Genomic DNA, 25,275 nt, shown 5'->3' with positions numbered 1-25,275 from the left:
GGTTGGGGGTGGGGCTGCTGGCGGGGGCGATCAACGGCAGCATCATTGCGGTGACCGGTATCCCGCCGTTTATCGCGACCCTGGGCATGATGGTCTCGGCCCGTGGCCTGGCGCGCTACTACACCGAAGGCCAGCCGGTGAGCATGCTCGCGGATTCGTACACGGCCATCGGTCATGGTGCGATGCCGGTGATCATTTTTCTGGTGGTGGCGGTGATCTTCCATATCGCCCTGCGCTACACCAAGTACGGCAAGTACACCTACGCCATCGGCGGCAATATGCAGGCGGCGCGGACGTCGGGGATCAACGTCAAGCGTCACCTGATCATCGTCTACAGCATTGCCGGCCTCCTGGCAGGCCTGGCCGGTGTGGTGGCCTCGGCACGCGCCGCCACCGGCCAGGCGGGCATGGGCATGTCCTATGAGCTGGATGCGATTGCCGCCGCGGTGATCGGCGGCACCAGCCTGGCGGGCGGGGTAGGGCGTATCACCGGCACCGTGATCGGCGCGCTGATCCTCGGGGTGATGGCCAGCGGGTTTACCTTTGTCGGGGTGGATGCGTATATCCAGGACATCATCAAGGGCCTGATCATCGTGGTGGCGGTGGTGATCGACCAATATCGCAATAAGCGCAAGCTCAAGCGCTGACGCAGTACAAAATGTGGGAGGGGGGTTGCCCCTCCCACATTTAACCATCAACAGTCTGTTTCAACCGTTTGTCTTCTATATAGCTCCACAACACTGAATTTCTTGCTATAAACGCACTCCGATGACCATTCGCCAAGCCCGTCCTGGTGCCTTTGGGGGTTATATCGGTAAAAATGCCTGTCATTTCAGTTGCTGTGCCCTCAAGTCGGCCTTAGACTGCCGCCCCTCGTAAATTGAGTGCCGGGTGGCGCTTGGAATGGATGGCGCCTTTCCGAGACCTGCACGGGTCGACCGGAACGCTCCCTTATTCGCCTTAATGCACGTATTTTTTATAGAGAAATCAATGACAAAGGAAAAGTTGCTGGCCATGCCGGCGGATGACTACATGAATGCCGAACAGCACGCTTTTTTTGAGAAGTTGCTGCAAGACATGAAGGTGGAGCACCACGAGCGCATTGAACAGAACCGCATCGCCATTGAAAGCCTGGACACCCCGGCTGACCCGGCTGACGCTGCTTCCGTGGAAGAAGAGCGCACCTGGCTGGTAAACGCCATCGACCGCGACCAGCGCATGCTGCCGCAGCTTGAGCGTGCACTGGAACGCATCAAGGAAGATTCCTTCGGCTGGTGCGATGACAGCGGCGAGCCTATCGGCCTCAAGCGCCTGCTGATCAGCCCTACCACCAAATACTGCATCGAAGCGCAAGAGCGCCACGAGCAGATCGACAAGCACCAGCGCCAAGCCTGATGCGGTGAAGCTGGGGAACCGCCTGCGCGGTTCTCCGGAGAAACACTCGTTACGCCCCGTCTATTGATCTGCTGCAAGCTACCCCACTAAAGGCCCATGGATAATGGCTCGATAGTGGCGTTTAATGCAGGAACAATAATGACAAGCAGTGGGGTAACGACGATGGCTGGAGACGGATCTCTGATGGGCGCAGCAGTGCCACCGCAACCGGTGGTGCGCGGGTTGCCCGGCTGGTTGATGCCGCTCTTGCAGAGCACCGCCCTGGTGCTGGTACTGCTGGGCCTGGCGTTTGCCAGCCTGCCGATATACCTCTGCCTGCCAATCGCCTTGCTGGTGATCTGGCTGCCCCGCCTGAAAAAAACTACCGTCGGCACCGCGCCGTCCGAAGCCGTCAATGCGATTGGCGACCTGACCCGCGATCTTTCCTATACCACCAGCCATAACGCCCTCTCGGCGGCAGGCGTGGCCTATTCGGTCAAGCAACTGGCGGCACGTGTGCAGTCGCAGTTGAGCGCGGCCAAGCAGATTGTCAGCAGCGCCGAAGTGATGATCGAGACTGAAAAAGTCACCTCCCAACTGAGTCGCCAGGCTCTGGGCGCGGCCAGCCAGGCGCACCAGCGCAGTACCGAGGGCCGCGAAGTGCTCTCCCTGTCGATCACCCGCATGCACCAGCTCAGCCAGCGCGCCAATGCCAGCCGTGAGCTGATCGAAGCCTTGAGCCAGCGCAGCGAAGAAATCCAGCGCGTGACCCTGGTGATCCAGTCCATCGCCAGCCAGACCAACTTGCTGGCGCTTAACGCCGCGATTGAAGCGGCGCGCGCTGGCGAGCACGGGCGCGGGTTTGCCGTGGTGGCCGATGAAGTGCGCGGGCTGGCCGGGCGTACGGCCACCGCCACCGATGAAGTCGGGGTGATGGTGGCGGATATACAGCAACGCACCGCCCAGGTGGTGGAGCAGATTCGCCAGCTATCGGCGGATCTGAACACCGGTGTCGAGCAGGTGGAGCACGCGGGGGAACACCTGCACAGCATCGCCAGCCTGGCGGCGGATGTGGAGGGGCAGGTCAGCGCCATCGCCCAGGGCGCCGACACCAACCGCGCCCAGCTCGACAGCCTGTTCCATGCCGTGGAGCAGATGCGCAGCGACCTGGATGTGAGTGACCGGCAAACGCGGCAACTGGCCGACGCCGCTGTGCAAATGGAAGGGCAGGCGGAAACCATCAGCGAGCGCCTCGCCGAAGTCGGCCTGGATGACTATCACCAGCGTGTCTATGACCTGGCGCGCGAGGGGGCCAGTCGTATTGCTGCGCAGTTCGAAGCCGATGTAGAGCAACATCGCATCAGCCTCGACGACTTGTTCGACCGCAGCTACACCCTGATCCCCAACACCAGCCCGAGCAAGTACCACACGCGGTTTGACGGCTACACCGATCAGGTATTGCCGGCGATTCAGGAAGCACTGTTGCCTCGTCATGAAGGCTTGGTGTTTGCCATTGCCTGCACGCCCCAGGGGTATGTGCCGACGCATAACAAGGCGTTTTCCCAGGCGCTGACCGGTGATGCCCAGGTCGACGCGGTGCAGAACCGCACCAAGCGCAAGTTCGATGACCGCACCGGGATCCGTTGCGGCAGCCATCAGCAAGCGGTGTTATTGCAGACCTACACCCGCGATACCGGCGAGTTGATGCACGACTTGTCGGTGCCGATCATGGTCCGCGGGCGGCATTGGGGTGGCTTGCGCCTGGGCTATAAGCCGGAGGGGGCGAAGGGCGCGCGCTAGGGAGTGGTGCTGTCGGTGTATTCTCCAGCCTGGAAGCGGCTGGGAAATACCAGGCTGCCTGGCCAGCGCTATTGCGCCTGTTACGGTCAGACAGCCGGCATTGAGTGGATTAATGCGGTTGATGCAGGCGCTGGTTCAGCTCATCCACTGCCATGGCCCAGTCGGCGTCTTCACGCAGTTCTTCCTTGAGAAACTGAGCCTGCTGCGGTGTCCAGAACGGCGCGTCGATCAACTTCACGTCGTCACTCAGCGGGTGCGCGACGATAAAGGCATCGATAGCTTCGGGTGTTGAGTCCAGGCCCAGTTGTTCAAATAACGTTTCGAGTGTAGGTATTGGCGCATCCATATCTGTCTCCATGCGGGTTTCAGGATCGTTATGCATGGGAGGCTTGTGGCGCGGTAGAGTTCGATCGGATTGTCAGGAGGTCAGTGCCCCTGAATCCACCGCAGTCTTGAGTGCCAGGGCGGACTCTTTGGCGGCGATGGCGGCGGTATCAAGTGTCTTGAACCAACGGTCTTTTTCCACCTGATGTATGGTGACGGTGGTTAACGGTGGCTTGGCGCGCATCACGATCACTGCTTGAAACTCACCGTCTACTTCCCTTGCGTCGCCATGGATAAAAAATTCGCCAATATCAAATTCCGTCACGTATAGCCTTCCCTTCGAGGTAACTAACTGCACTGATGAAACCTGACCCGCGCGGGGCAAATTTCGATGGACAGGCCAGTATGGCAGTTGTTGAGGGGCGGCGGCGCAGTAAAGTCATCCGGGTGACGAAACGATCCCACCGTGCAGGGATGCTTCCAGCCGCTTGGCCAGTTCACACGCCTGGATGTGGTCGCTGCGAAAGCCTTTGATCCTGCCGCTGGTGACTTCGCGGATATGGAAGAAGTTTCTTCCTGCCGGTACCACTTGGTAAAGAACGGAATGGGGGTACCCGTTGGGACTGCGCAGGCAGTAGTATTGGCGTTCGTCCTGACATGATGAACGAGTGCGGGAAGACGTAGCGTCGTATTGGCGTCGTTGCATGGTCAGCTCCTGTCGATCGATCTTGTTGACCCCCCAGCATCGTTACAGGTGGTTTTAACCCGTGTTGCTGTTTTAGTATTGTTGTCGGCAGCCGGCGTCTGGTTCCACGCCGAGGTGTCTTTGTTTGTATAGGCTGTCGGAAACTGCGTTTTTAATAGTGTTATTCTCTGAAGCGGGTCGACCGGTATTCTCTGGTTGTTGAACCTGTGATCTCCTGCGCTGCCCGATGTCCCTGCACAAGGCCCATCGTGCAGACCTGGACCGGTCCTTGGGCGCGGCCGCTGGGGCTTCTTCAGTTTTTCAATGAATGTGTTGTGTGATCGTGCCGAGATGGCCGTTTCTTTGTGCTGCCCGCTCTGGCGGACAGTGTTCTTTTTGATGTGGGGGCGTTTCCTTGGCAGTCAGTAATCTGGATATGCACGCGTTGTTCGTGCTGGGTGATTTGCGCGCAAAGTTGGTCAAACAGTTTCAATCCCGTTTTGTTTACATCACTGAGCAGACGCCGGAAGGCATTTACATCGCCGAAATCGATACCGAAGCGGCAATGGTTGTGGATGACAAGCCCCGTCTGGAGCTCAAGGTGGGTGACCATTTCCGTGCTGCGGTATTGCCCAGTCGTGAAGGTGGAAAGTTCGAACTCAAGTTCCGCGATATCAAGTTGACCGTGTATGGCCTGGGCGATTACGCCTTTGTTTCTTCGGCCGAAGGGCAGGGCATTGTCTTCAAGGAAGGCCATAGCGTGATGCTGGTGTTTGCCGCCAATGAACAACTGCAGGAAGGCCTGACCAAAACCCTCAAGGCCGTGACCGGCAAGGCCGCCAAGTGGCGCAAGGGTGAGCTGGTAACGTTCAAGGCCAGCGAATAATCAGTCAATACTGCGAACATCTCTTCTCTCCCGGAACCTCTACTACAGTTGAGTTGACTTAACTATTCAGAGGCTTCGCGCATAGTCAGCAAAGCCGTTCGTTGTTTGCTGCGATATCGCGAGGTGCAAGGGATGAAAGGATTGAGAACGCTGTTGGCTGCATCGCTGACGACCCTGAGTTTATCAGTGGCTTCGTTGTCAGCTTCGGCCGCACAGGCGCCGGTGCACTTTGCCGATCTGAACTGGGAAAGCGGCAGCCTGATCACTGAAGTCCTGCGGGTCATCGTCGAGAAGGGCTACGACTTGCCCACCGACACTTTGCCCGGTACCACCATCACCTTGGAAACCGCCCTGGCCAAGAACGACATCCAGGTCATCGGTGAAGAGTGGGCCGGCCGCAGCCCTGTGTGGGTCAAGGCCGAGGCCGAAGGCAAGGTGGTGGGCCTGGGCGATACGGTCAAGGGCGCCACCGAAGGCTGGTGGGTGCCGGAATACGTGGTCAAGGGCGACCCGGCCAAAGGCATCAAGCCCCTGGCGCCCGACCTCAAGAGCGTGAAGGACCTGGCCCGCTACAAGGACGTGTTCAAGGACCCGGAATCCCCAGGCAAGGGGCGTTTCCTCAACAGCCCCATCGGCTGGACCTCGGAAGTGGTCAACAAGCAGAAGCTCAAGGCCTACGGCCTGGATGACAGCTACGTGAACTTTCGCAGTGGCTCGGGAGCGGCACTGGATGCCGAAATTGCCTCGTCCATCCGTCGCGGCAAACCGGTGTTGTTCTACTACTGGTCACCGACGCCGCTGATGGGCCGTTATAAGTTGATCCAGCTGGAAGAACCACCGTTTGATGCCGAGGCCTGGAAGACCCTGACGGATGCGGATAACCCCGATCCGAAGCCGACGCGTTCGCTGGCATCCAAGTTGAGCATTGGCGTGTCCACACCGTTCCAGAAGGAACATCCGCAGATTGCCGAGTTTTTCGAGAAGGTCGAGTTTCCCATCGAGCCGCTGAACAAAGCCCTGGCGACCATGAGCGAGAATCACACCGCACCCCGGGAGGTGGCCCAGGCGTTCCTCAAGGAGCATCCTGAGGTGTGGAAGGCATGGTTGACGGATGATGTGGCGCAGAAGGTCGAAGCCAGCTTGAAGTAAGCACGGCGCTTATTGCCGAGTGGAGATCAAAAATAATGTGGGAGGGAGCAACCCCCCTCCCACATGTTGTTTGCATTGCCGCTTTAGAATTTGGTTTGCACCGCCAGCTCAAACGTCCGTGGCGATCCCAGGTAATACGCCGGCGACAAATGGGCAAACTCGGCATACACCTCATTGGTCAGGTTGCGCACCCGGCCGGTGACCGAGGTGTTGGCGTCCACCTTGTAGCGCAGGAACGTCCCGAACAGCGTGTAGGCCGGTACCGTCTGGGTATTGGCATTGTCCGCGTAGACGTCGGCGACATACCGCGCATCCACGCCGCCTTGCCAGTCCTCGGCAAAGTCATAGGTCAGCCACAGGTTGCCCACGCGTTTTGGTACGTTGGTCGGCGTGTTGCCCTTGCGCGAGACCACCGCACCACTGGCGATCTTTTCGTTGAACTCATCGTATTCGGCATCCACCCAGGCGACGTTGCCTTCCGCCAGCAACCTGGGCGTGATGCGCAATGAACTGGCCAGCTCGATGCCTTTCGATGACTGCGCGCCGACCGGGATGCTCATGGTCGGGTCCTGAGGGTCGGTCACGGCAAAGTCCTTGCGTTCGATCGTGTAGACAGCAACGGTGGCCGAGCCACGGCCGTCCAGATAGTCGAACTTGCTGCCGACTTCCCACTGCTTGCCGGTCGAGACATCGAACACCTGGGTGGTCGTGCTGGGTTGCTCGGCGGCGGTGCTGTATTGCACGTAGACATTGGCCGAGGGGATGAACTGGTACGTCAGGCCGACGCGACCGGTCACCGGTTCCCAGCTGCGCTTGAAGTGCCGTGGGTTGGTGGCCGTGACTGCACGATGGTTGGTGACATCCAGGTCGATGGCGTCGTAGCGCAGGCCGGTCAGCAGCGAGAGTTTATCGGTCAGGCCCAGGCGGTTTTCCACGAACAACGCCTTGGTGGTGACCTCGTTGGTCTTGTCCTGGCCGAAGCGCTCCCGGGTACGTGGGATGTCATAGAAATGCCCGGGGTTGAAGCCGTTCGGGTCCACCGTGCTGTTACCCGGCACATTCAGCGGTGTGTTGGTGGTGCTGGTGACCTTGTACTCAAAGCCACCGGACCAGGTGGTCGACAGGCCGAAGAGGCTGTCGTCATGGCGCAGCTCGAACTGGTTGCCGTTCTGTTCGCCCTGATGGCGTACCTAATACGCGGTCGAGCGGTTTACCGCGCTGTTGTCGGCGTTGTATTGGTAGGTTTCGAGGTTGCGGTAATCACGCTGGCTATCGAGGTGGTAGAGCGTATTTTTCAGCGTCGTGCTGTCGCTGATCCGGTAGTCGATGATCGAGCGCGCCCAGATCGTGCGCTGCTCGTAACGGCCGTCGGCGACGTTGTAGTTATTGAAACGGTTGTGTTTGTCGATCTTCAGCTCGCCGGCCTTGGGATTGAGCACCGGCGTGCCCCAGTAAGGGCTGTCTTCATGCTCATCCTGGTATTCCAGCGCCAGGGTATGGGACAGGTCGGGGGTGAGATCGCTGAGCAGGGAAAACGCCAGGCTCCAGGCTTCGCGCTGGTCGCGGTCGATGTAGCTGTGGTTGGTGTTGCGGCTCACATCCAGGCGTGCGTAATGCTGCACCTCGGCGCCGGGTTCGGTGAGCGCGTGATTGACGCCGAACGCCATGCCGGCGGTGTCGTAGCTGCCATAGGTGAGCTGGCCTTCGGCGGCCTGCTCCTCACGGGTGGCCAGCTTGGTCACGTAGTTGAGCGAACCGCCGACGGAGCCGGCGCCGTTGATCAGGGAGGCGGGGCCGCCGACCAGTTCCACGCGGTCATAGATCCAGGCATCCACGGGTCGGGCCAGGCCGGTGGCGACATTGATACCGTTGAACATTTGGGTGATCTGGCTGCTGGTAAAACCACGATACGAGACAAAACCGCCGAAGCCGGGGGGCGCACTGGCGTTGACGCCGGGCAGGGTGTTGGCCGCATCGCGGAACGTCTTGGCACCATGGCGCTCGATGTCATTGCGACTGGCAATGGCCACCGACGCCGGGGTCTCCCGCACGCTCAATCCGAGCCGCGAAGCGACGCCGCTGGATTGATCCAGGGTCAGGCCGGGTTCGGCAGTTGATTCGCCATCAATGGTGGTCGGGGCCAGCTCGAGGGCCCAGGCGCATACAGGCAGGCAGCCGAACAGGCCCGCCAACAGGGGTAGATGTTTCATGCTTGAATCCTGAAAAACTTGGCTTGAAAACAACGCACGGCCGTCCGTCATTCCGTGTGGAACCGGTGGTCAGTGCAGATTGGAAAGCAAAGGAATCAGGCGAAGGCGGGTGGCGCGCGCGGGTTAGCCGTGGGCCAGGTGAAGCGGGCAGGGATGTCAGCGGCCAGCACGACGGCCGGTGGTGGTGCATGGGGTTGTGGCAGCACCGCCACATTCAGGCTGGAGTTAAGCGCCGGTCCCATGCCGCCGCTCGAGCACAGCGGGCAACCAAAGGCCTTGGACAGCGTGGGCAGGCTCTCATCGGTGGAGTTGGTTGGCTGGGGCGCCTGGGTACGCGGGTCGACGGTGCAGAACTGCCCGCCGATGCCATTGAGCTGCATCCCCACCATCTGCCCGTGACCGATACTGCAGGCGAACACATTGAACAGGACGCAGCAATAGAGCATCCAGGCAATGAGCGAGCGATCGGCGCGGGCGAGTTTCATGGGGCGGCACTTTACCATCAGCCGCCGACGAAATATCTGCAAAAAATCTCAGGGCGACTATCCTGTTTCGCACCTTTTCAGGGAGAGTCAGTCATGAGCTTTTTCATCGCACGATGGATCGTCGGCGTTTTTACTTGCATCAGCATGGTGCATCTTTACTGGGCTGCGGGCGGCAAACTCGGCAGCCTCGCCGCCATCCCCCAACTGCCCGGCGAATTCGCCAGCGGACCTCGCCCGGCGTTCAAACCTTCGGCGCTGGGTACCTTTCTGGTGGCGATGGGGTTGGTAGCGATTGCACTGATGGTCTGCCTGCGCGCCGGGTTGTATTTCTCGGCGGTATCCCATGCGGCCCTGCAATGGGCGATCAGCGCGATTGCCATGGTGATGTTTGCCAGGGCGATTGGGGATTCGGAATTGGTGGGGTTTTTCAAGAAGGTGGGGGGATCACGGTTTGCGCGGTTGGATACGTGGTTTTATTCGCCGTTGTGTTTGGTGTTGGGGGTAGGGTTGTTGGTGGTGGCGTGGGGTTAATGAGGGAAACACAACACACCCATCTACGCTGCTCAAATAAAAACTGCTCTCATCCTTGCCCGATTTACCGACCTGGCCGTCATGGTTAATAGAACCTCTATTACCCAGGATTTCCCATGTCGCGCCTTGCTCGTCCCTTGCACCCACTGGCCCTGTCAGTGGCGTTGGCTTTCGCCGCCGTGCCGTTGCTGAACGTCCAATCCGCCTTCGCCGAAGAAAGCAGCAGCGCTGTGCGTTCTTTCCAGATTCCGGCCGGTGACTTGAGCCAGGCGCTCAATAGCCTGGCCGAGCAGGCGGGCCTGGTGTTGGCGTTTGATGCGAGCCTGACACGCGGCAAGCGCAGCAACGGTGTGAGCGGGCAATACGCCACCGACGTGGCGCTGGCGCAGTTGCTCGCCGGCAGCGGCTTGCAGGCGCTGAAGATCTCTGCCGACCGTTACCGCCTGGAGGCCATCCCCGATAACGGCAGCGCCATGGAGTTGCAGGCCACCACCATCAGTGGCGCCTACCAGGCCGAAAGCCCCACCGGGCCGGTCGCCGGTTATGTGGCCACGCGCAGTCTGTCGGGCACCAAGACCGATACCGCGCTGATCGAAACCCCGCAGTCGATCTCCATCGTCACCAAAGACCAGATGCGCGCGCAGAACGCCGAGAGCCTCAACCAGATCCTGCGCTACAGCGCGGCGGTCATCCCGGAAACCCGCGGCGCCACGGCTTCGCGTCTCGACCAGTTGACCATCCGTGGTTTTGCTCCCGCCACTTACCTGGACGGCCTGCGCATGCCGTCGAGCCGTGATGCCTTGCCACAAAAGGATGCCTTTGACCTGGAGCGCGTCGAAGTGCTGCGCGGCCCGGCGTCGGTGTTGTACGGGCAGGGCACGCCGAGCGGGGTGATCAATATGGTCAGCAAGCGCCCGCTGGACACGCCCTTCCATGAGGTGGGCGTCGAATACGGCACGTTCAACAAAAAGCGCACCACCTTCGATTTGAGCGGGCCGATTGATGATCAGGGTGTGTATTCCTACCGGGTGGCCGGGCTTTTCGACGATGCCGATGGCCAGGTCGAACACACCGAAACCCGTCGCCAGTCGTTGTCCAGCGCGTTCACCTGGCGGCCGGACGAAGACACCTCGCTGACCTTGCTCGGGCATTTCCAGAAGGATCCCAAGGGTGCGTCCTACGGCTCGATGCCCGCCTGGGGCTCGGTGTTACACAGCCCGACCGGGCGCAGCATCGATGTGGACTTCTACGACGGCGAAAAGAACTTCGAGAAAAGTGATCGCGAGTACTACTCCATCGGCTGGGCCTTCGAGCATCACTTCAACGATGTGTGGACGGTGCGCCAGAACGCGCGTTACCTGCGCAGTGAGGGCCGGTACCGCAGCCTCTACAGCAACTACCTGATGGCGGATTACCGCACCATCCGCCGTTCCACCATCGCCAGTGACGTCGACATGGACGCCTACACCCTCGACAACCAGGTGCAGGCCAAATTCGACACTGGCCCACTGCAACATACCCTGTTGATGGGGCTCGACTACCAGAACACCAGTACCGATACCTTGTCCGGCTCAGGGACGTATACCGCCGGGCCGACCCTGGATATTTTCAACCCGGTGTATGGCGCGGCCGTGCCGGTACCGGCGTACACCACCGACGGCACGTCGCGCAGCGAACAGACCGGGGTCTACCTGCAAGAGCAGATGAAGTGGGACAAATGGGTGCTGTTGCTGGGCGGTCGTTATGACTGGGCCAGCACCGACAGCACGACCAAGACCCTGCGCACCGGGGCCAAGAGCCAATCCTCCCTGGACAGCAAGGCCTTTACCGGGCGTATTGGCCTGGTCTATCTCTTCGATAATGGCCTGGCGCCGTATGCCAGCTATGCGGAGTCGTTCAACCCGCAGTCGGGCACCGGTTACGGCGGATCGGTATTCAAACCGACCGAAGGCAAGCAGTATGAAATCGGCATCAAGTACCAGCCGCCGGGCAGCAACAGCTTTATCACGGCGGCGATCTTCGACCTGCGCCAGACCAACGTCCTCACCACCGACCCGGACCCCACCCACCTGTGCGGCAGCGGTCGTTGCCAGAGCCAGGACGGCGAAGTGCAATCCCGTGGTTTTGAGCTCGAAGGCAAGGCCAGTCTCAACGACAACCTGGACATCACGGCGGCCTATGCCTACCTGGATAACCGCATCAGCAAGTCGAATAACACCGTGCGTTATGCGCCTATCAGCGATATCGGCGTAGGCCCGGCCATCAACGCCGAAGGGACCACCACCTACGCGGTACCGCGCCACACGGCTTCGGTGTGGGCCGATTACACCTTCCATGATGGCAACCTCAAGGGCTTCGGTGCCGGCGCGGGTGCGCGTTATGTCGGCTCGTCCTGGGGCGATACCGCCAACACCCTCAAGGTACCGGGCTATACCCTGTTCGATGCGGCGGTGCACTACGACATCCCGAACATCGCCAACCTCAAGGACAACCTGCGCCTGGCCCTGAACGCCACCAACCTGGCGAATAAAGAGTACGTCGCGTCGTGCTATTCCTACTCGTGGTGCTGGTATGGCTCACAGCGCACGGTGCAGGCGAGCGCGACCTACCAATGGTGATGGCACACCGATAAGGCAATTTAATGGCCCATTTGTAACAAAATCCTCGCCAGAATCGCTTTTATTTTCAGGTGGTTAGGTGAGGAAGCAAATGCGCACTGTTGGAATCATGCTGATTGCCTGCTCCCTGGCCGGCGGCGCAGCTGCCGTGCAGGCACGGGAGCTGCGCGAGGGTGACAAGTACATGTGCAGTTGGGGCGCCGGCACGGCCGCCAGGGCCCAGGAGCTGAAGCTGTCGGGGGTGTCGCTGTACGCCGCGCGGCAGAAGATCCAGACCATCAAGTTCAATAAATCCTGGATGCGCATGATGGCCATGGGCATCACTGAGCAGACGTATGACAGTCGTTCTCGGCTCAAACCCGAAGCGATTCGCCAGAGTTTCTATCAGGATTGCGTGCGCTACAAAGTGGCACGTAAATGATCGACCTGCTTGCTTAGCGCGTCAGCGGCATGCTGGATCGGCCCCCACAGGGGCTTACGCCAGCAAGTGCAGGCTCAGGGTTCTGGTAGGCCGTCGCTTTACAAATCCATGACATCTACTGTGTTTCTATTTGCATACAATTGCGTCCTTCACTAAGGAGGCCGGTATGCAAACGCTAATTCGCGTGGCGACGCAGGGCGACGTTCGCTATCAGAAGAGCAGGGCATGGTAAGCCGATGAGTCCGGCAGCCCGCCCATCGTCCACCAGCTTGCGCTCCCTCGCGGTCGGCGTGCTGTGCGTCGCTGTGTTATTGGGGGGCTATTTCGTGCAACTCAACGCCAAGGCGGATCGAAAGCGCGAAGAAGCGGCGGAGCGTTTGGCACTTTGCCGGCAGGTTGAACGGGTCGCCAGTGTGGCCACAGCCGGTGGCCTGGAACTTCGCGATACCTGCCAGCAATTGAGTGAGGGCGGAACGAAGAGTGTCACGCTGCCGTAACTAATAACCCTTTTTTATAAGTGGAAATATCCACGGTAGTTGCACCAAAAAGTGGCACTTATATCTTTCCTCACCTTAAAAAATATGTGGTTATTGAAGGACTTACGGCGCTTTTAATCCGACGAAAGGATATAAAATTTTCTTGTTACAGCTTTTTACACTCGTTACTATAGCCGGGCGTTCACCTCCCACGGTTTATGCATTTTTAAATCCCAAGTTTCCATCAGCTACTTGGGATTTTTTTTGCCTGCGATTTGACCCCCGCATCAAACTTCATCGTCTGCAAACTCCGCGCGCATCCGCCCGTTGCGTTTGGCCTGATAGAGCAACTTGTCGACCTCTTCGACAAAACCCAGCATCGGGCTGCTGGAGTTGACGATGCGGGTACCCACGCCCAGGCTCAAGGTCAGCAGGTTCGACACTGCCGAAAAGCCATGATCGATCTGTTGCTGGCGGATCAGGTGCAGGCAACGTCCGGCGACCTGTTTGGCCGACGCTGCATCGGTTTCCGGCAGCAGCCACACAAATTCTTCACCGCCGATACGCGCGATGAAATCCCGGGGCCGGTTGGCAGCCAGTGACAGAGTGCGCGCGACCTGGCGCAGGCATTCGTCGCCCTTGATATGGCCGTAGTGGTCGTTGTACTGCTTGAAAAAATCGATATCCAGGATGATCAGCGACAGCGGCAACTGGCTCCGCTGGGCGCTGGCCCATTCGCGCTCCAGCACGGTGTCGAACATGCGCCGGTTGGCGATGCCGGTGAGGCCGTCCTGATAGGAATATTCCTCGAGTTGTTTCTGCAGGCGCACCAAGTGTTCTTCGGTCTTCTTTCGCTCACTGATGTCGAACATAAAGCCAATCAGCGCCTCGACTTCGCCGTCCTTGCGCACCACATGCACCACGTCGCGAATCCACACGTAGTCGCCGTTCACCGTCAGTGCCCGGTAATCCGCCTCGTGGTCCACGCCGGCGCGGGACTGTGACACACAGAAATTCACCACGTATTCACGGTCATCCGGGTGCATGCGTTCGACCCAGTCGTCCACACTGGTCCAGCTTTGCGGCGTCCAGCCCAGCAGCGTTTCGATCTGCGGCCCGATATAGCTGAAGGTCATCGTCTGCCAATCAATGCGCCAGGGGATGGCCTTCGTCGACTCCAGCAGCGTTCTGTATACGTCACTGTCGGGCAGGCTCGGCGGATCGATGCTCATGGGGATGCTCGGGGATGATGGCGAATAGCCAAGAGCCTCTTTTGATCGACGTCCAGAGTCAAGCGCAAGCCTGATGAGCAGACGAGAGGTCGTGGGTCAGCTGTTCACGCTGTCGGTCGTGGTGGTCGTCGCGCCGTAATAACGCCAGCAGCAATGGCGGTGTTCCGGCACGATGACGCAGCCGCTGAGGCTCACGATCAACAGGGCGACAACCAGCATAGATAGGCGACGGGACATGGTATTTCCTCAGGGTGTGGGTTGCGTTATCCGTTGAACGCCGCCTCCGGCATAAATCCGTCGCGAACCTTTCAGAAATTTCATCAAGCTCCCCCAGCCGCCGCGCAATACTGGACTCGGCCAGCGTCTGGAAAAATCTGCGCAGCCCGCGACGGATTTTTCCGCACCCGCCGTTCAACCCATCAGCAACCTGCACTTTCTCGCGTTGCATGAAGGAGTTGCCATGAGACCCCTGGCCACATTGCGTTTTGTTTTGCTTGCTCCGCTGGTCCTCGTCGCGTTTGTCAGCACCCCGACGTTTGCCCAGACCGAAATCATCATCCAGCAGGCGCCGCCGCCGCAGCGTGTGGAAATCATCCCGGCCGAGCGCCCCGGCTACGCCTGGGACCGTGGTCACTGGCGTTGGGAAGGGCGCGGGTATGGCTGGGTGCCGGGCCACTGGCAGCCGGTGATGCGTCATGCACGCTGGGAGCCTGGCCATTGGGAAGCCCATGGCCCGAACTGGTACTGGCGCGAAGGGCATTGGATCCGCTGAACCCTGACCCTTGGCCCTGAGAACCGCCCGATTGAAAGACACTGATCCGGACGTTGAACTGCTGGCGCGTATCGGCAATAACGAACCAGCCGCCGTCAACGAAATGGTGACGCGCAAACTTCCGCGTTTGCTGGCGCTCGCCAGTCGGATCCTGGGGGATGCCGACGAGGCCAAGGACGTGGCTCAGGAAAGCTTCCTGCGTATCTGGCGCCAGGCGGCCCATTGGCGCAGTGGCGAGGCGCGGTTCGACACGTGGTTGCATCGGGTCGCGCTCAACCTGTGCCATGACCGCCTGCGCCGGCGCAAGGAGCGGCCTTTGGGCGATGAGGCGACGGTGGAGGTGGCGGACAGCTCGCCATCGCCTGAGGAACAACTGGAAAACCAGGACCGCAGCGCCCGCATGGCCGCCGCATTGGCGGCCTTGCCCGAGCGTCAGCGCGAAGCGATCGTGTTGCAGTACTACCAGGAGCTGTCGAACATCGACGCCGCGGCCCTGATGAATATCAGCGTCGAGGCACTGGAGAGCCTGCTGTCGCGGGCCCGACGCCAGTTGCGTAGCCAACTTGCCGACACACCCGGGCTCGCCCGCCCAGGAAGGGGAAAATCATGACACCCGAACGCTTTGCTTACCTGGCCGACGTCTACGGCGCGGACTTGCATCGCTGGCCCGACGCGGAACGGGCAGGCGCCCAGGCGTTACTCGACAGCGGCAACGTGCATGCGCGCGACGCCGTACAACAAGCGCGTTGGCTCGACAGTCGGTTGGACGGCCATCAACCTGCGTTCGCCGACGCCACGCTGGTCCGGCAGATACGCCAATCTGCCCCTCGCTCATTCTGGTCACGCTATGCCAGCTGGTTATCGCCCGCCGGCCTTGTCGGCGCGGGCATTGCCGGTATTGTCACCGGGATGCTGGTGGCATCCATGAGCGTGCCGCTGCCGATGCTGTCCGCTGAAGTGCTGCCCAGCGTCTTCGATCAAGGCGACGCCGAAGTTGTCTTTACCGTCAACGCCGAGGAAACCGAGCAATGACCGTCAGATCCCTTAAACCGTGGTTGTTCGTTTCGGTATTGCTCAACGTGTTTTTGATCGGCGGCGTCGGGGGCGGGCTCTACCATTGGCTGGCCAGCAGCCCGCCCGCCGAGGCGGTGGTCAACCAGCACGGCCTGCGCCAGGCGATGTTCAAGCTGCCTGCGGAGCGGCGCAGGGAGCTGCGCCAACTGCTGCGCCACAATCGCGACGACAGCCAGCCGCTGATCATGGCCGGACGTGAAGCGCGGTTGGGGGTGATCAAGCAACTGGAAGCGCCGACCCTGGACCGTGAGGCGTTGGTGGCCGAACTGGCCAAGGCGCGGGAGGCCGATGTGGCGCTGCGGGCATTGGTGGACAGCACCCTGGCGCAGTTCGCCGGCAACTTGCCCCAGGATGAGCGGCAGAAACTGGTGGAGGCCTTGTATTTGCGGGGGGAGGCGCGGGGTAAAGCGCCGGTGAGGGATAAGCCGCTACAAACGCCGTAGAAAGGCTTTGACGATATGCCGGGTGGCGTCGGTAGTGTCCAGTTGGTCCAGGGCGCCATAGGCGTGCCACTGGCAGTCGACGATCTCGTTCAGAGGCCGTGCATCAGCGATATTCACCACCGAGGCTTCAAACACATGGTGGACGGTGTCGCGGGCTTTGAGCTCCTGCAAGTACAGCAGCCCGTCCACGTTCAACCCGGTTTCTTCTTCCAGCTCCCGTTCGGCGGCGCCGACCGGGCGCTCGTCGCGTTCGACCTTGCCGCCCGGCAATGCCCATTTTGACCTGGCCTTGCGCACGAAGAGGATATGCCCCTCGTGTTCGCAAATGACTGTTGCGCGTATTTTCATCGTCTGTGCCCCCGCAGCGGGATGATTGTCACAAAAGTGAAATGCAATTGTCATGCTAAGTGGTTGTGGCGTGTCGGGGTGGGTATGTGGATACTGCCCGACTGATCAAAACGCACGAGGAAAACAGATGAGCAGCGTACGCTGGGGCATGATCGGTTGTGGCAGTGTCACTGAAGTCAAGAGTGGACCCGCATTCTACAAAGCGCCAGGTTCGGCCCTGGTGGCGGTGATGGGGCGCCGCGAAGAGGCCGTGCGCGATTATGCGTCACGCCATGGCATTGCTCGTTACTACACCGACGCCCAGGCGCTTATCGACGACCCCGAAGTGGACGCGGTGTACATCGCCACGCCGCCCGACAGCCACCTGGAATACAGCCTGATGGTGGCGGCGGCCGGCAAGCATTGCTGCGTCGAGAAGCCGATGTCGCTGAATGCCGAACAGAGCGCGCTGATGCAGCGCACTTTCGAGCGTGCCGGGCTGCACTTGTTTGTCTCCTATTACCGGCGCTCGCTGCCGCGCTTCCAGCAAGTGCGCCAGTGGCTGCAAGACGGGCGCATCGGCACATTGCGCCATCTGAGCTGGACCCTGTGCAAGCCACCGGCCGCCGAGGATGCCAGCGCCGCCAACTGGCGCACCGACCCGAGCATTGCCGGTGGTGGCTACTTTGCCGACCTGGCCAGCCACGGGTTTGACCTGTTCCAGTACCTGGCTGGGGATATCGTCGAGGTCTCGGGCTTTACGGCACGACAGGCCGGAAGCTATGCGGCCGAGGACGCCGTGACGGCCTGCTGGACATTCAGTTCGGGCGCGCTGGGCATGGGCTGCTGGAACTTTGTCGCCGATCGCCGTGAGGATCGGGTCGAGTTGATCGGCAGCCACGGGCGCATTCAGTTCTCCGTCTTCGAAGACCAACCGCTGCGCCTGGAGGGCGAAACGAATGAGGTGCTGGAAGTGCCGTGCCACGCGCATATCCAATGGCACCACGTGTTGGCGATGAACGCGCATATTCGCGGCGAAGCCGAGCATCCGTCTCTGGCGATCGAGGCGTTGAAGACCGATCGGATCCTGGACAAGGTGTTGCAACGTAACCCCCATCATCCTGGGTAGTCGCGGTATACATGGTTTTTTTCAAGGAATAGACGCATGAAGTACTGGGTGGTGTTGTGGCTGGTGCTGGCTACCGGCGCGGTGGCGGCCCCGCGTAACCAAGGGACGCCGGGGGATTTCGATTTCTATGTGCTGTCGTTGTCCTGGTCGCCGACCTTTTGCCTGACGCACCCAAACAACGAACAGTGTTCGGGCAAAGGCTATGGCTTTGTGCTGCACGGCTTGTGGCCGCAATACGCGCGGGGAGGGTGGCCGGCTTCGTGCGCGCCGCAATCTACGTTGAGCCGCGAAGAAATGGACAAGGGCGCGGCGCTGTTTCCGACGCGCTCACTGCTCACCCACGAATGGGCCAAGCACGGCACCTGCAGCGGGCTGGAACCCTTGGCGTACCTGGAGAAAACCGACGCAGCCTTGGGCGTAGTCGCCATTCCGCCGCAACTGCAGCCGTTCAACACGCCACCGTCGTTGCAGGCCCGCGAGATTGAGGCGCTGTTTCGCGAGAGCAACCCACGCATGGGCAACCATGGGCTGGCGGTGATCTGCAAAGGCAAGGTGCTGTCGGAAGTGCGCGTGTGCCTGACCAAAGACCTGGCTTTCGCGGGCTGCCCACGCAGTGTCAAAACCCAATGCCGCGACGGCGATATCCGGATTCCCGCGCAGCGCTAAGGCAGCATTGCCACGCGGTAGCGTTCGTCAAAGTCCTCGGCCAACTGCGCCAGGGTGACCTTGCCCAGGCGTTTCAACAGCAGTGCCTGGGCTTGTTCGAAGGCATCCGTGAGCGCGGCATTTACCGCCTGTTCCACCAGGCACTCGGGGTGATCGGTGGACAGGCCGATGGCGAATATCGAGGGCGTGCCCAGGGCGTTGTGAATGTCCAGCAGGGTGATTTCACCCAAGGGTTTGCCCAGGCTCCAACCGCCCCGATGGCCCTTTTCCGAACGTACATACCCTTTCTCCTTGAGCAACCCCAGGGTGCGTCGCACCACCACCGGGTTGGTGCCGAGCATCTGCGCGATGGTCTCCGACGTGGCGCGCTCTTCATGGCGGCCCATATGGATCAGCACGTGGAGCATGCGCGACAGGCGCGTGTCGTTTCTCATCAATCAGCCTCAGGTTGGGTCCGCCGAAAGTATCGTTCGTAACCCGAAAAGTTGCGAGACTCTTGACGGGCTATTTTTATGTAACTTATGGTGTGTCGTGAAAGCCCGCGGATAACCGCGTGCACACAACATGGAGTCACTTTCATGATGTACGACGTGATTATCGTGGGCGGCAGCTATGCCGGCCTGTCTGCGGGCCTGCAATTGGCAAGGGCGCGGCGCCAGGTGCTGGTGATCGATGCGGGGCAGCGGCGCAACCGGTTTGCCGCCACGTCCCACGGGTTTCTCGGCCAGGACGGCCAGGCGCCGGAGGTCATTGCGGCCGAAGGGCGCAGCCAGTTGATGGAATATCCGACGGTCACCTGGGTGCAGGGCAGTGCGGTTCAGGTCAACCAACAGGCTGAGGGTTTCGGTGTACGCACCGAACATAGCGGTACGTTTCATGCCAGACGCCTGATCCTCGCCACTGGAGTGGTGGATGAACTGCCGGCGGTCGAAGGCTTGGAAGAGCGCTGGGGGACGCGAGTGTTCCATTGCCCCTACTGCCATGGCTATGAACTGGACCAAGGCCGTATCGGCGTCCTGGCAACCTCACCCCTGGCGATGCACCACGCGCTGATGCTGCCGGACTGGGGCACCACCACCTTGTTCACCAATGGTGTGTTTACCCCGGATGCCGAGCAACAGGCGCAGTTGGATCGACGTGGGGTCAGCGTGGAAAGCGCGGGCGTGCGGCGTATCAGCGGCGAGCGTGCCGACCTGGAATTGCACGATGGCAGGGTGTTCAGCCTTGACGGGATCTTCACCCTGTCCCGCACGCGCATCAGTCCGTTGGCCGAACAACTGGGCTGTGAATTGGCCGACGGCCCCACCGGGCCTTATCTGCACACCAACGACACTCGCCAGACCTCGGTGCCTGGCGTGTTTGCCTGTGGTGATACTTCCCTCGCCGCCGGGTCCGTTGCGCTGGCCGTGGGCGAGGGCGTACGCGCCGGGGTGGGCGCACATTTCTCGTTGATCAACGCGTGAAGCCATTGCCGCCGCAGGGGCATTTTGTTCAATACCGCTGCGCGCGGGCCTTATACCGTGGAGCCCTGTTTACGCCTCATCATAAAAAGGGAACCGCAATGAGCTTGATCATCTCCATGGCCGCCTTCGCCCTGGCCACGTCCATCACGCCGGGACCGGTCAATGTGGTCGCCCTGAGTTCAGGGGCGCGCTTCGGTTTTGTCGCCAGCCAGAAGCATGTGTTCGGTGCTGCCGTTGGCTTTACCTTGCTGCTGGTGCTGATCGGCCTGGGTTTACACGAGGTGCTGGTGCGCTGGCCAATACTGACCCAGTTGATCCAGTGGGGCGGGGTGGCTTTCCTGCTGTACATGGCCTGGAAACTGGCGGTGGATGATGGCCGGCTAGACGCGGAGGGCGGCGCCACCGCGCCGTCGATGCTCTATGGCGCGATCATGCAGTGGCTCAACCCCAAGGCCTGGCTGGCCTGTGTGGCGGGCATGGGCTTGTTTGTGGCCGACGGCGACGCGGCGCAGGTCTGGCTGTTTGCCGGCCTCTACCTGGTGATCTGCTACCTGTCAGTGGCGTGCTGGGCCTATGCCGGGACCTTCCTGCGCCGCTACCTGGACAATCCCCACGGCGTGCGCCTGTTCAACCGCTCAATGGCCGCGTTGCTGGTGGCCAGTGTGGGTTATTTGCTGATGGCTTGAGCACCTCACGGTATTGCCCTGGGGTAGCGGCAAAATGCTGCTTGAACGTGCGCTGGAAGTGCGCCTGGTCGGCAAAGCCCGCAGCGAGGGCCACATCGGCGATCAACTCGCCATTGCGCAACCGGGTGCGGGCAAACTGGATGCGTTGGTTGACCAGAAACGCGTGGGGCGTGAGCCCGTAATACTGCTTGAAGGCGCGGATCAGGTACGACGGCGACAGTTCGGCCGCCAGGCAGATGTCGTCGAGTTTCAACGCCTGGGTGCAGTGCTCGCGGATGTACTCGGCGGCCCGCTCCAGCTTATGGTTGACCTCGCGTACCGGCGTGGGTGAGGGGTTCAGGCGCTGCTGGACTTCAGTGAAGTAACTCACCAGTGCACTCTGTTTTTGCAGGAGCTCGGCCTGTTCATTCACCAGCATTCGGTATAACGCCAGCAAGCCGCTGTACAGCAGCGGGTCACGGGTATGCGGCGTATTGAAAGCGCGATAACCCTGGTCGGTGCTGAAGCCCAGTTGGTACTGTAATTCGGTCAGCCAGGGCGTATCGAGGTAGAGCATGTGATAGGACCAGGGCTGGTCGTGGATAGGGTTGCAGGCATGCACATCGCCCGGGTTCATCAGCACCACCGTGCCGGCGCTGATCAGGAACGTATCGGCGCCGTGATGGTAATAGCTGCGCCCAGTGGTGATCGCGCCGATGGAAAAATGCTCATGAGCGTGCCGGGTATAAGTGACCTTGCGCCCGTCGGCGATGGTGCGCGCTTCGATGAACGGCAGGCGCTCGTCGCGCCAGAAGCGCGGTGCGGCGGGGCAGAGGGCGGTCATCGTCATGGGCACGACTCCAGGGCAGGCAAGATCGGTAACCAATCGTTGCACAGACCCTGGCCTTTGTGTAGCCGCTGGCCTAATAGGGTTTCAGGTTGTGCAAGCGCTCGCTTCGCCTTGTGTTGATCAACAGAACCTTTTCTACATGGTTGAGGTTCTGCGTGGACTCACTCAGGTCCTGGTGGCTGCTGAGCAGGCATTGGTCAACGACCGTCCTGGCAATCGCTTCCAGTCGTGCCGATTGCCAGGACTTTGGTATGGCAGCAGGGTCGCCCTGGGTATCGGTGATGGGGGTTGTATCCAGGGGGTGGAGCAGGACCTGCGAACGGGCGTCCGCCAGGGGCTCGGCACCCGTGAGGTAGGCGTTCCAATCGATCTGCAACTCTAGCGGGCCTGCGGCGACCGGGTCACTCAGCAATCCCGGAGGTGGGTTGACCAGCCGCGTGATCAGCATCTGCTTGGGAAGCAGTTGCAGCAGGTAGTGATCCCGCTGATAGCGAACACGCAACAGGCAGCCAAAATGTGCGGTGATCATCGTGTTCGGGGCACTCGGCGACGGTTTGCGTAACAGCAACAGTTCGATGTCTCCCTGCTCCAGGCTGACACGCTTGGGCAATGGCAGGCAGGACAGCAGGTAAGCGATGTACACGGTATAGCTTTCGCGCATGGATTTGAGCGCAGCGTTGAAGTTTTCATCCGCGTTGTGGTCCTTGAGCGCGCTCAAGGGGGGCGAGAACCTGTCGACACGTACCTGCGGCAGAATCGCCCTCCAGCGCTCCATGTGCTTCAACTCCCCGGCCAGATACAGTTCAGCCAGCGAAAAGGAAATATTCAGGCTGCTGACTTGCGGGTAGCGAGTACCTGGCGGAAGGAAGGGCACTGACATGAACACTGTTTTGTCCAGGTTAGCGTTACCTGGGTAGACCTCACGCAGGTACCTCAATGCCGCCTCCTTCTGATCCGGATAGGGTGTGTGCAGCGATCCGAAGGCATCGTTGAGTGTGCGCTTTTGTTTCTCATAGGTGCGCACGGCGAGCTCGCGCTTAAAGGGCAGGTCCGTGTCCGTCGCATCCACCACGCCATTGGCACGCGCCCAGTCCAGGACGGGATCGACCGTAGGGGGCAGCGCCCAGAACTCCCGGTTAAGCGTCGTAGCAGGGTTATGGACCAGGGTCATGATGTTCTCAAGGGTCATGTGCCGGCTGGCGCCTGGGGTTCTTAGTTCGATGAAATCGACGAACTGCTTGAACACGACCCAGTTCTGGTTACACAGGTAGGGCAGTGTTTCGGAGATGTTGCGCACCAGGAATTGCGGGGCGCTGCCGCTGAGTAACAGATGCGCGGCCAGTGGGGCGCCTTCCAGCAGGGTCAGGCGTAGGAGGGCTTCAAGATTACTGCGCACCAATGCGCAGTCGTCACCCCAGTAGTAAGCGCTATCGATGGCCAGGCCGCCGACCAGGTTGCGTTGTGTGCCGGCCTGTTCATCCAGGCTCAGAATCAGTGCGCTGAGCAGCAGTGTCTGCCGGCGGTGTTGGGGCGTTGTGCCGTGCAGTGCCGCCGCGGACCACTTGACCAGGGTGCTCAGGCGGTCAGCCAATAGCTGGCTGCGGTGACTCTGCACAATCTGGTTCAGCAGTATGTCGGCTTCGGCGCGAATCATGGGTGCGCTCTTGTCGGCCCAAAAAGGTTCGCCGAGCCATGTGAACAGGGGCGCTCCCTGCTCCTGTGCAAAGGCCTGCTGCGCTTCAAATACCTGGCGGCGTTGTGCGCTGGATAACGTCAGCAAAGACGGCTGCGGCTGGCCTAAACCCTGCCAGTAATTGCCCAGACGCGGGGTTGCAGCCCTGACGGCCTTCAAGTAATGAGCCGCCTGCTGGGCCTGGTCTGCGGTCTTCACTTCGGTCATGCGCAGGAACTTCATCAACTGCTTGAGGGAGGCCTTCATATCGCTGCGCAGCTCACCGCCCAATCGTTTAGCCAACTCCTGCAAGAGCGTGACATAGCGTCTGAGTGATGGACTGCCAGCGACATCGTCGGTGAGCTTCTTGCGCTTGCCATCCCTGTTGTCCGCGCCTATGTAGCCATCTTCAGTCAGCAGTACCAAGGCCTTCTCATCGTCGATATTGCGTTTTACGCAAATGGCGACAAAGGATGGGTGCCTGATCATCTTCAGCAGTCTTTCAGCGCTCTCTTCCAGCAACTGGTAGAAAATGGAGTCGGTATCCAGCTCGATCGTATCGTCGAGCTCAATCTTTTCATCGGGTTGTTTGCCCGTGCTGACGCGCTCCAACTCCGTCTGCAGGCGATTAAAGTTATTCAGGGCGCTCAGGCTGTTCTGTTTGCGCTTGAGCCATTCCACATCTTGGGCCGCTTCACCGCAGTAAGGCTGCTCAGGCACGGATGACTGGCGCAGGCGCGCGATCAGGGCGTGCACTTCGCTGGCTTGGATGGGCACGTCAATGGCATAGAAGTGCATGAGTTCCGCCAGGCTCAGGCTGTTATTGGAAGCTACCTGTTCTCCCAGCAAAGCGGCATATTGCGCCAAGCGAATCAGCCGACCCGCCACGGGCGCGCCGCCCAGGTGTGTACGCAAGCTGACGCTGGTGCCCTGATTCTCAAGGGCGGAGGTGCGCAAGGAATGATCCTCGCCGGAATAAATAAAGTACTCATCGTGACTCAGTGGCGTTTGGAATGTTTGCGTGAAATCGATCGAATTAATCACGCTCTGCAGCAATTGCGCCGCCTCGTTCAAGGTGCGTGCTACGTAGGAGTCCGACCTCAGCGTGAGGCGCTGACGGTAGGCGAGATAGCTGTCGTGGGGTTCATCTGCGGCGGCTGCGCTGTCCATGCAGGCTTCGAGCGTATCGGCCAGTTGCAGCAAATCCAGGTGCTGGGCTTCAAGTTCATGGCGTGTCGCCGAATGCGCGCGGCCATTCTCGCCAACAGTTGGAAAGGCACGGTAGGCCTGCAGCTCATCGACGATCACCCGCGCCTGGATGTGGTTTTGCGGCAACCTGTAACCGTAGAACGCCAGCGTTAACTCAAGTGGCAATTCAAATGTACTCAGGCCGTTTGGCGGGTCGATATAGGGCACGCCCAGTTGGTTCGGATCAATGATCTCGCAGATGCCCAGGATCGGTACGGACACGTCCTGCCAACCCAGGTCGTCATGAAGATGAAATACCTTGGGTACCAGTTGATCGTGTTGAATGACCTTGGTGTGCAGGGACCCCCCTATCACCCTGATACTTCGATACTCCAGGTGCTGGGTGTCGGCCCATGCCAGGAACACGCTCTGGTTGATGGCTTTGCCGAACAGCACCATCCACTGGCCGAGCCTGGACTGTCGGTCGACCTTGATAAACGCGGGAGGCCCCTCCTGGGACCAATTGTGCGGTACAACGGGCGACAGCAATGCAACCAGGTTGTTGATCAGCGTCAGATCATCCTGGGTGGCAAACGAGACGGGGCTGGCAGGCAGCGGCTGGATCGCCGCAGCGGCAATCAGCGGGGCAAATTCGTACATGAATGAAGTTCCGTTTCAAGGTTGCTCAAGAAAACGCTCTTGAGCGGAACTTCATGTTCGGGCGTTTCTACCCGTGCTTGATAGCCTGCGCCATCCGCAGTTGCTGTAGGTCGAGTAGGCAGTCGCAGTGATCCGATTGTGCGGCACACCCACGCCGGACGTGGGCATGCTGATC

General features: G+C 60.4%; 27 protein-coding genes and 1 pseudogene. 17 read left to right on the top strand and 11 right to left on the bottom strand.

Going from position 1 to position 25,275, the window contains the following annotated elements; genetic code table 11:
• The 3 genes from J1G35_RS22715 to J1G35_RS22705 form a co-directional block, all read left to right on the top strand.
• Positions 1-647: ABC transporter permease (locus tag J1G35_RS22715; protein ID WP_223016063.1), on the top strand; the 647-nt coding region annotated here is incomplete at its 5' end.
• A gap of 343 nt (positions 648-990) precedes the next feature.
• On the top strand, positions 991-1,395 hold the full coding sequence (locus J1G35_RS22710; RefSeq protein ID WP_003191666.1) for a TraR/DksA C4-type zinc finger protein: 405 nt from the start codon (positions 991-993) through the stop codon (positions 1,393-1,395).
• A 183-nt stretch (positions 1,396-1,578) separates the two neighbouring features.
• Positions 1,579-3,174, top strand: coding sequence for a methyl-accepting chemotaxis protein (locus J1G35_RS22705; protein ID WP_223016062.1), 1,596 nt, complete (start codon positions 1,579-1,581; stop codon positions 3,172-3,174).
• Positions 3,175-3,283: 109 nt separating this feature from the next.
• Here the strand turns inward: J1G35_RS22705 and J1G35_RS22700 are convergent, their stop codons facing one another.
• The 3 genes from J1G35_RS22700 to J1G35_RS22690 all read right to left on the bottom strand — a co-directional run bounded on the left by J1G35_RS22700 (position 3,284) and on the right by J1G35_RS22690 (position 4,204).
• Positions 3,284-3,520: a DUF2789 domain-containing protein gene (locus J1G35_RS22700; protein ID WP_223016061.1), complete on the bottom strand. Its 237-nt coding sequence runs from the start codon at positions 3,518-3,520 to the stop codon at positions 3,284-3,286.
• A 72-nt stretch (positions 3,521-3,592) separates the two neighbouring features.
• Positions 3,593-3,823 carry a hypothetical protein gene (locus J1G35_RS22695; protein WP_053134854.1) on the bottom strand — a complete coding sequence of 77 codons (231 nt, stop codon included), beginning with the start codon at positions 3,821-3,823 and terminating at the stop codon, positions 3,593-3,595.
• 114 nt (positions 3,824-3,937) lie between these two features.
• Positions 3,938-4,204 carry a hypothetical protein gene (locus J1G35_RS22690; protein WP_082340990.1) on the bottom strand — a complete coding sequence of 89 codons (267 nt, stop codon included), beginning with the start codon at positions 4,202-4,204 and terminating at the stop codon, positions 3,938-3,940.
• Positions 4,205-4,619: 415 nt separating this feature from the next.
• Here J1G35_RS22690 and J1G35_RS22685 point away from each other — a divergent pair, with 415 nt between their 5' ends.
• The gene (locus J1G35_RS22685; protein ID WP_050554011.1) at positions 4,620-5,069 is read left to right on the top strand and encodes a hypothetical protein; all 450 of its coding nucleotides are present in this window, start codon (positions 4,620-4,622) and stop codon (positions 5,067-5,069) included.
• A 132-nt stretch (positions 5,070-5,201) separates the two neighbouring features.
• Complete coding sequence (locus J1G35_RS22680; RefSeq protein WP_223016060.1) at positions 5,202-6,218, top strand: ABC transporter substrate-binding protein; 1,017 nt, start codon at positions 5,202-5,204, stop codon at positions 6,216-6,218.
• Between the two features lie 83 nt (positions 6,219-6,301).
• On the opposite strand, the pseudogene J1G35_RS22675 reads toward J1G35_RS22680, so the two are convergent.
• Positions 6,302-8,428 (bottom strand): annotated as a pseudogene (locus J1G35_RS22675) (TonB-dependent receptor).
• 95 nt (positions 8,429-8,523) lie between these two features.
• Positions 8,524-8,913 (bottom strand): DUF2946 domain-containing protein, encoded by a 390-nt coding sequence (locus tag J1G35_RS22670; protein WP_053134866.1) that lies wholly within the window; start codon positions 8,911-8,913, stop codon positions 8,524-8,526.
• Positions 8,914-9,006: 93 nt separating this feature from the next.
• Here J1G35_RS22670 and J1G35_RS22665 point away from each other — a divergent pair, with 93 nt between their 5' ends.
• The 4 genes from J1G35_RS22665 (at position 9,007) to J1G35_RS22650 (ending at position 12,980) form a co-directional block, all read left to right on the top strand.
• The gene (locus tag J1G35_RS22665) at positions 9,007-9,444 is read left to right on the top strand and encodes a DUF3995 domain-containing protein (protein ID WP_053134867.1); all 438 of its coding nucleotides are present in this window, start codon (positions 9,007-9,009) and stop codon (positions 9,442-9,444) included.
• Between the two features lie 116 nt (positions 9,445-9,560).
• Entirely contained in the window at positions 9,561-12,062 is a 2,502-nt protein-coding gene (locus tag J1G35_RS22660; RefSeq protein ID WP_223016059.1) for a TonB-dependent siderophore receptor, read from the top strand.
• Between the two features lie 91 nt (positions 12,063-12,153).
• The gene (locus J1G35_RS22655; protein ID WP_026136677.1) at positions 12,154-12,483 is read left to right on the top strand and encodes a hypothetical protein; all 330 of its coding nucleotides are present in this window, start codon (positions 12,154-12,156) and stop codon (positions 12,481-12,483) included.
• A gap of 236 nt (positions 12,484-12,719) precedes the next feature.
• Entirely contained in the window at positions 12,720-12,980 is a 261-nt protein-coding gene (locus tag J1G35_RS22650; RefSeq protein WP_223016058.1) for a hypothetical protein, read from the top strand.
• Positions 12,981-13,246: 266 nt separating this feature from the next.
• Here the strand turns inward: J1G35_RS22650 and J1G35_RS22645 are convergent, their stop codons facing one another.
• Both J1G35_RS22645 and J1G35_RS22640 read right to left on the bottom strand, forming a co-directional pair.
• Positions 13,247-14,191, bottom strand: coding sequence for a diguanylate cyclase (locus tag J1G35_RS22645; protein WP_223016057.1), 945 nt, complete (start codon positions 14,189-14,191; stop codon positions 13,247-13,249).
• 96 nt (positions 14,192-14,287) lie between these two features.
• Positions 14,288-14,428 carry a hypothetical protein gene (locus J1G35_RS22640; protein ID WP_172681491.1) on the bottom strand — a complete coding sequence of 47 codons (141 nt, stop codon included), beginning with the start codon at positions 14,426-14,428 and terminating at the stop codon, positions 14,288-14,290.
• Positions 14,429-14,651: 223 nt separating this feature from the next.
• Here J1G35_RS22640 and J1G35_RS22635 point away from each other — a divergent pair, with 223 nt between their 5' ends.
• The 4 genes from J1G35_RS22635 to J1G35_RS22620 are packed head-to-tail and all read left to right on the top strand — an operon-like array spanning position 14,652 to position 16,480.
• On the top strand, positions 14,652-14,963 hold the full coding sequence (locus J1G35_RS22635; RefSeq protein ID WP_053134879.1) for a YXWGXW repeat-containing protein: 312 nt from the start codon (positions 14,652-14,654) through the stop codon (positions 14,961-14,963).
• Between the two features lie 31 nt (positions 14,964-14,994).
• Positions 14,995-15,573, top strand: a complete 579-nt coding sequence (locus tag J1G35_RS22630) for an RNA polymerase sigma factor (protein WP_223016056.1) — start codon at positions 14,995-14,997, stop codon at positions 15,571-15,573.
• On the top strand, positions 15,570-15,995 hold the full coding sequence (locus J1G35_RS22625) for a hypothetical protein (RefSeq protein ID WP_053134886.1): 426 nt from the start codon (positions 15,570-15,572) through the stop codon (positions 15,993-15,995). The genes J1G35_RS22630 and J1G35_RS22625 overlap by 4 nt, the downstream gene beginning before the upstream one ends.
• Positions 15,992-16,480: a periplasmic heavy metal sensor gene (locus J1G35_RS22620; RefSeq protein WP_223016055.1), complete on the top strand. Its 489-nt coding sequence runs from the start codon at positions 15,992-15,994 to the stop codon at positions 16,478-16,480. The genes J1G35_RS22625 and J1G35_RS22620 overlap by 4 nt, the downstream gene beginning before the upstream one ends.
• Here the strand turns inward: J1G35_RS22620 and J1G35_RS22615 are convergent.
• Complete coding sequence (locus J1G35_RS22615) at positions 16,466-16,828, bottom strand: NUDIX domain-containing protein (RefSeq protein WP_053134891.1); 363 nt, start codon at positions 16,826-16,828, stop codon at positions 16,466-16,468. The two genes, J1G35_RS22620 and J1G35_RS22615, sit on opposite strands and share 15 nt — an antisense overlap.
• A 127-nt stretch (positions 16,829-16,955) precedes the next feature.
• Between J1G35_RS22615 and J1G35_RS22610 the strand changes: the two genes are divergently transcribed.
• Complete coding sequence (locus J1G35_RS22610; RefSeq protein WP_223016054.1) at positions 16,956-17,936, top strand: Gfo/Idh/MocA family oxidoreductase; 981 nt, start codon at positions 16,956-16,958, stop codon at positions 17,934-17,936.
• A gap of 36 nt (positions 17,937-17,972) precedes the next feature.
• Positions 17,973-18,602 (top strand): ribonuclease T2, encoded by a 630-nt coding sequence (locus J1G35_RS22605; protein WP_223016053.1) that lies wholly within the window; start codon positions 17,973-17,975, stop codon positions 18,600-18,602.
• Here the strand turns inward: J1G35_RS22605 and J1G35_RS22600 are convergent.
• Positions 18,599-19,036 carry an Rrf2 family transcriptional regulator gene (locus tag J1G35_RS22600; RefSeq protein WP_223016052.1) on the bottom strand — a complete coding sequence of 146 codons (438 nt, stop codon included), beginning with the start codon at positions 19,034-19,036 and terminating at the stop codon, positions 18,599-18,601. The genes J1G35_RS22605 and J1G35_RS22600 overlap by 4 nt on opposite strands.
• Positions 19,037-19,180: 144 nt before the next feature.
• Here J1G35_RS22600 and J1G35_RS22595 point away from each other — a divergent pair, with 144 nt between their 5' ends.
• On the top strand, positions 19,181-20,065 hold the full coding sequence (locus tag J1G35_RS22595) for an NAD(P)/FAD-dependent oxidoreductase (RefSeq protein WP_053134903.1): 885 nt from the start codon (positions 19,181-19,183) through the stop codon (positions 20,063-20,065).
• Positions 20,066-20,163: 98 nt separating this feature from the next.
• Positions 20,164-20,751, top strand: a complete 588-nt coding sequence (locus tag J1G35_RS22590; RefSeq protein WP_223016051.1) for a LysE family translocator — start codon at positions 20,164-20,166, stop codon at positions 20,749-20,751.
• Here the strand turns inward: J1G35_RS22590 and J1G35_RS22585 are convergent.
• Both J1G35_RS22585 and J1G35_RS22580 read right to left on the bottom strand, forming a co-directional pair.
• Complete coding sequence (locus J1G35_RS22585) at positions 20,693-21,580, bottom strand: AraC family transcriptional regulator (RefSeq protein WP_053134910.1); 888 nt, start codon at positions 21,578-21,580, stop codon at positions 20,693-20,695. The genes J1G35_RS22590 and J1G35_RS22585 overlap by 59 nt on opposite strands.
• A 73-nt stretch (positions 21,581-21,653) precedes the next feature.
• The gene (locus J1G35_RS22580; RefSeq protein ID WP_223016050.1) at positions 21,654-25,100 is read right to left on the bottom strand and encodes a hypothetical protein; all 3,447 of its coding nucleotides are present in this window, start codon (positions 25,098-25,100) and stop codon (positions 21,654-21,656) included.
• Positions 25,101-25,275: the final 175 nt, after the last annotated feature.

It is taken from the genome of Pseudomonas sp. SH10-3B (assembly GCF_019891415.1).
Classification (GTDB): domain Bacteria; phylum Pseudomonadota; class Gammaproteobacteria; order Pseudomonadales; family Pseudomonadaceae; genus Aquipseudomonas.
This window is presented reverse-complemented; position numbering and strand designations above follow the sequence as displayed.

What these genes read in the sequence shown, in the direction of transcription:
- J1G35_RS22625 (WP_053134886.1), top strand. Translation starts at nt 15,570, where the DNA reads ATGACACCCGAACGCTTTGCTTACCTGGCCGACGTCTACGGCGCGGAC.
- J1G35_RS22680 (WP_223016060.1), top strand. Translation starts at nt 5,202, where the DNA reads ATGAAAGGATTGAGAACGCTGTTGGCTGCATCGCTGACGACCCTGAGT.
- J1G35_RS22600 (WP_223016052.1), bottom strand. Translation starts at nt 19,036, where the DNA reads ATGAGAAACGACACGCGCCTGTCGCGCATGCTCCACGTGCTGATCCAT.
- J1G35_RS22645 (WP_223016057.1), bottom strand. Translation starts at nt 14,191, where the DNA reads ATGAGCATCGATCCGCCGAGCCTGCCCGACAGTGACGTATACAGAACG.
- J1G35_RS22700 (WP_223016061.1), bottom strand. Translation starts at nt 3,520, where the DNA reads ATGGATGCGCCAATACCTACACTCGAAACGTTATTTGAACAACTGGGC.
- J1G35_RS22670 (WP_053134866.1), bottom strand. Translation starts at nt 8,913, where the DNA reads ATGAAACTCGCCCGCGCCGATCGCTCGCTCATTGCCTGGATGCTCTAT.
- J1G35_RS22605 (WP_223016053.1), top strand. Translation starts at nt 17,973, where the DNA reads ATGAAGTACTGGGTGGTGTTGTGGCTGGTGCTGGCTACCGGCGCGGTG.
- J1G35_RS22590 (WP_223016051.1), top strand. Translation starts at nt 20,164, where the DNA reads ATGAGCTTGATCATCTCCATGGCCGCCTTCGCCCTGGCCACGTCCATC.
- J1G35_RS22610 (WP_223016054.1), top strand. Translation starts at nt 16,956, where the DNA reads ATGAGCAGCGTACGCTGGGGCATGATCGGTTGTGGCAGTGTCACTGAA.
- J1G35_RS22685 (WP_050554011.1), top strand. Translation starts at nt 4,620, where the DNA reads ATGCACGCGTTGTTCGTGCTGGGTGATTTGCGCGCAAAGTTGGTCAAA.
- J1G35_RS22705 (WP_223016062.1), top strand. Translation starts at nt 1,579, where the DNA reads ATGGGCGCAGCAGTGCCACCGCAACCGGTGGTGCGCGGGTTGCCCGGC.
- J1G35_RS22710 (WP_003191666.1), top strand. Translation starts at nt 991, where the DNA reads ATGACAAAGGAAAAGTTGCTGGCCATGCCGGCGGATGACTACATGAAT.
- J1G35_RS22650 (WP_223016058.1), top strand. Translation starts at nt 12,720, where the DNA reads ATGAGTCCGGCAGCCCGCCCATCGTCCACCAGCTTGCGCTCCCTCGCG.
- J1G35_RS22690 (WP_082340990.1), bottom strand. Translation starts at nt 4,204, where the DNA reads ATGCAACGACGCCAATACGACGCTACGTCTTCCCGCACTCGTTCATCA.
- J1G35_RS22620 (WP_223016055.1), top strand. Translation starts at nt 15,992, where the DNA reads ATGACCGTCAGATCCCTTAAACCGTGGTTGTTCGTTTCGGTATTGCTC.
- J1G35_RS22640 (WP_172681491.1), bottom strand. Translation starts at nt 14,428, where the DNA reads ATGTCCCGTCGCCTATCTATGCTGGTTGTCGCCCTGTTGATCGTGAGC.
- J1G35_RS22615 (WP_053134891.1), bottom strand. Translation starts at nt 16,828, where the DNA reads ATGAAAATACGCGCAACAGTCATTTGCGAACACGAGGGGCATATCCTC.
- J1G35_RS22595 (WP_053134903.1), top strand. Translation starts at nt 19,181, where the DNA reads ATGATGTACGACGTGATTATCGTGGGCGGCAGCTATGCCGGCCTGTCT.
- J1G35_RS22580 (WP_223016050.1), bottom strand. Translation starts at nt 25,100, where the DNA reads ATGTACGAATTTGCCCCGCTGATTGCCGCTGCGGCGATCCAGCCGCTG.
- J1G35_RS22655 (WP_026136677.1), top strand. Translation starts at nt 12,154, where the DNA reads ATGCGCACTGTTGGAATCATGCTGATTGCCTGCTCCCTGGCCGGCGGC.
- J1G35_RS22660 (WP_223016059.1), top strand. Translation starts at nt 9,561, where the DNA reads ATGTCGCGCCTTGCTCGTCCCTTGCACCCACTGGCCCTGTCAGTGGCG.
- J1G35_RS22635 (WP_053134879.1), top strand. Translation starts at nt 14,652, where the DNA reads ATGAGACCCCTGGCCACATTGCGTTTTGTTTTGCTTGCTCCGCTGGTC.
- J1G35_RS22585 (WP_053134910.1), bottom strand. Translation starts at nt 21,580, where the DNA reads ATGACGATGACCGCCCTCTGCCCCGCCGCACCGCGCTTCTGGCGCGAC.
- J1G35_RS22665 (WP_053134867.1), top strand. Translation starts at nt 9,007, where the DNA reads ATGAGCTTTTTCATCGCACGATGGATCGTCGGCGTTTTTACTTGCATC.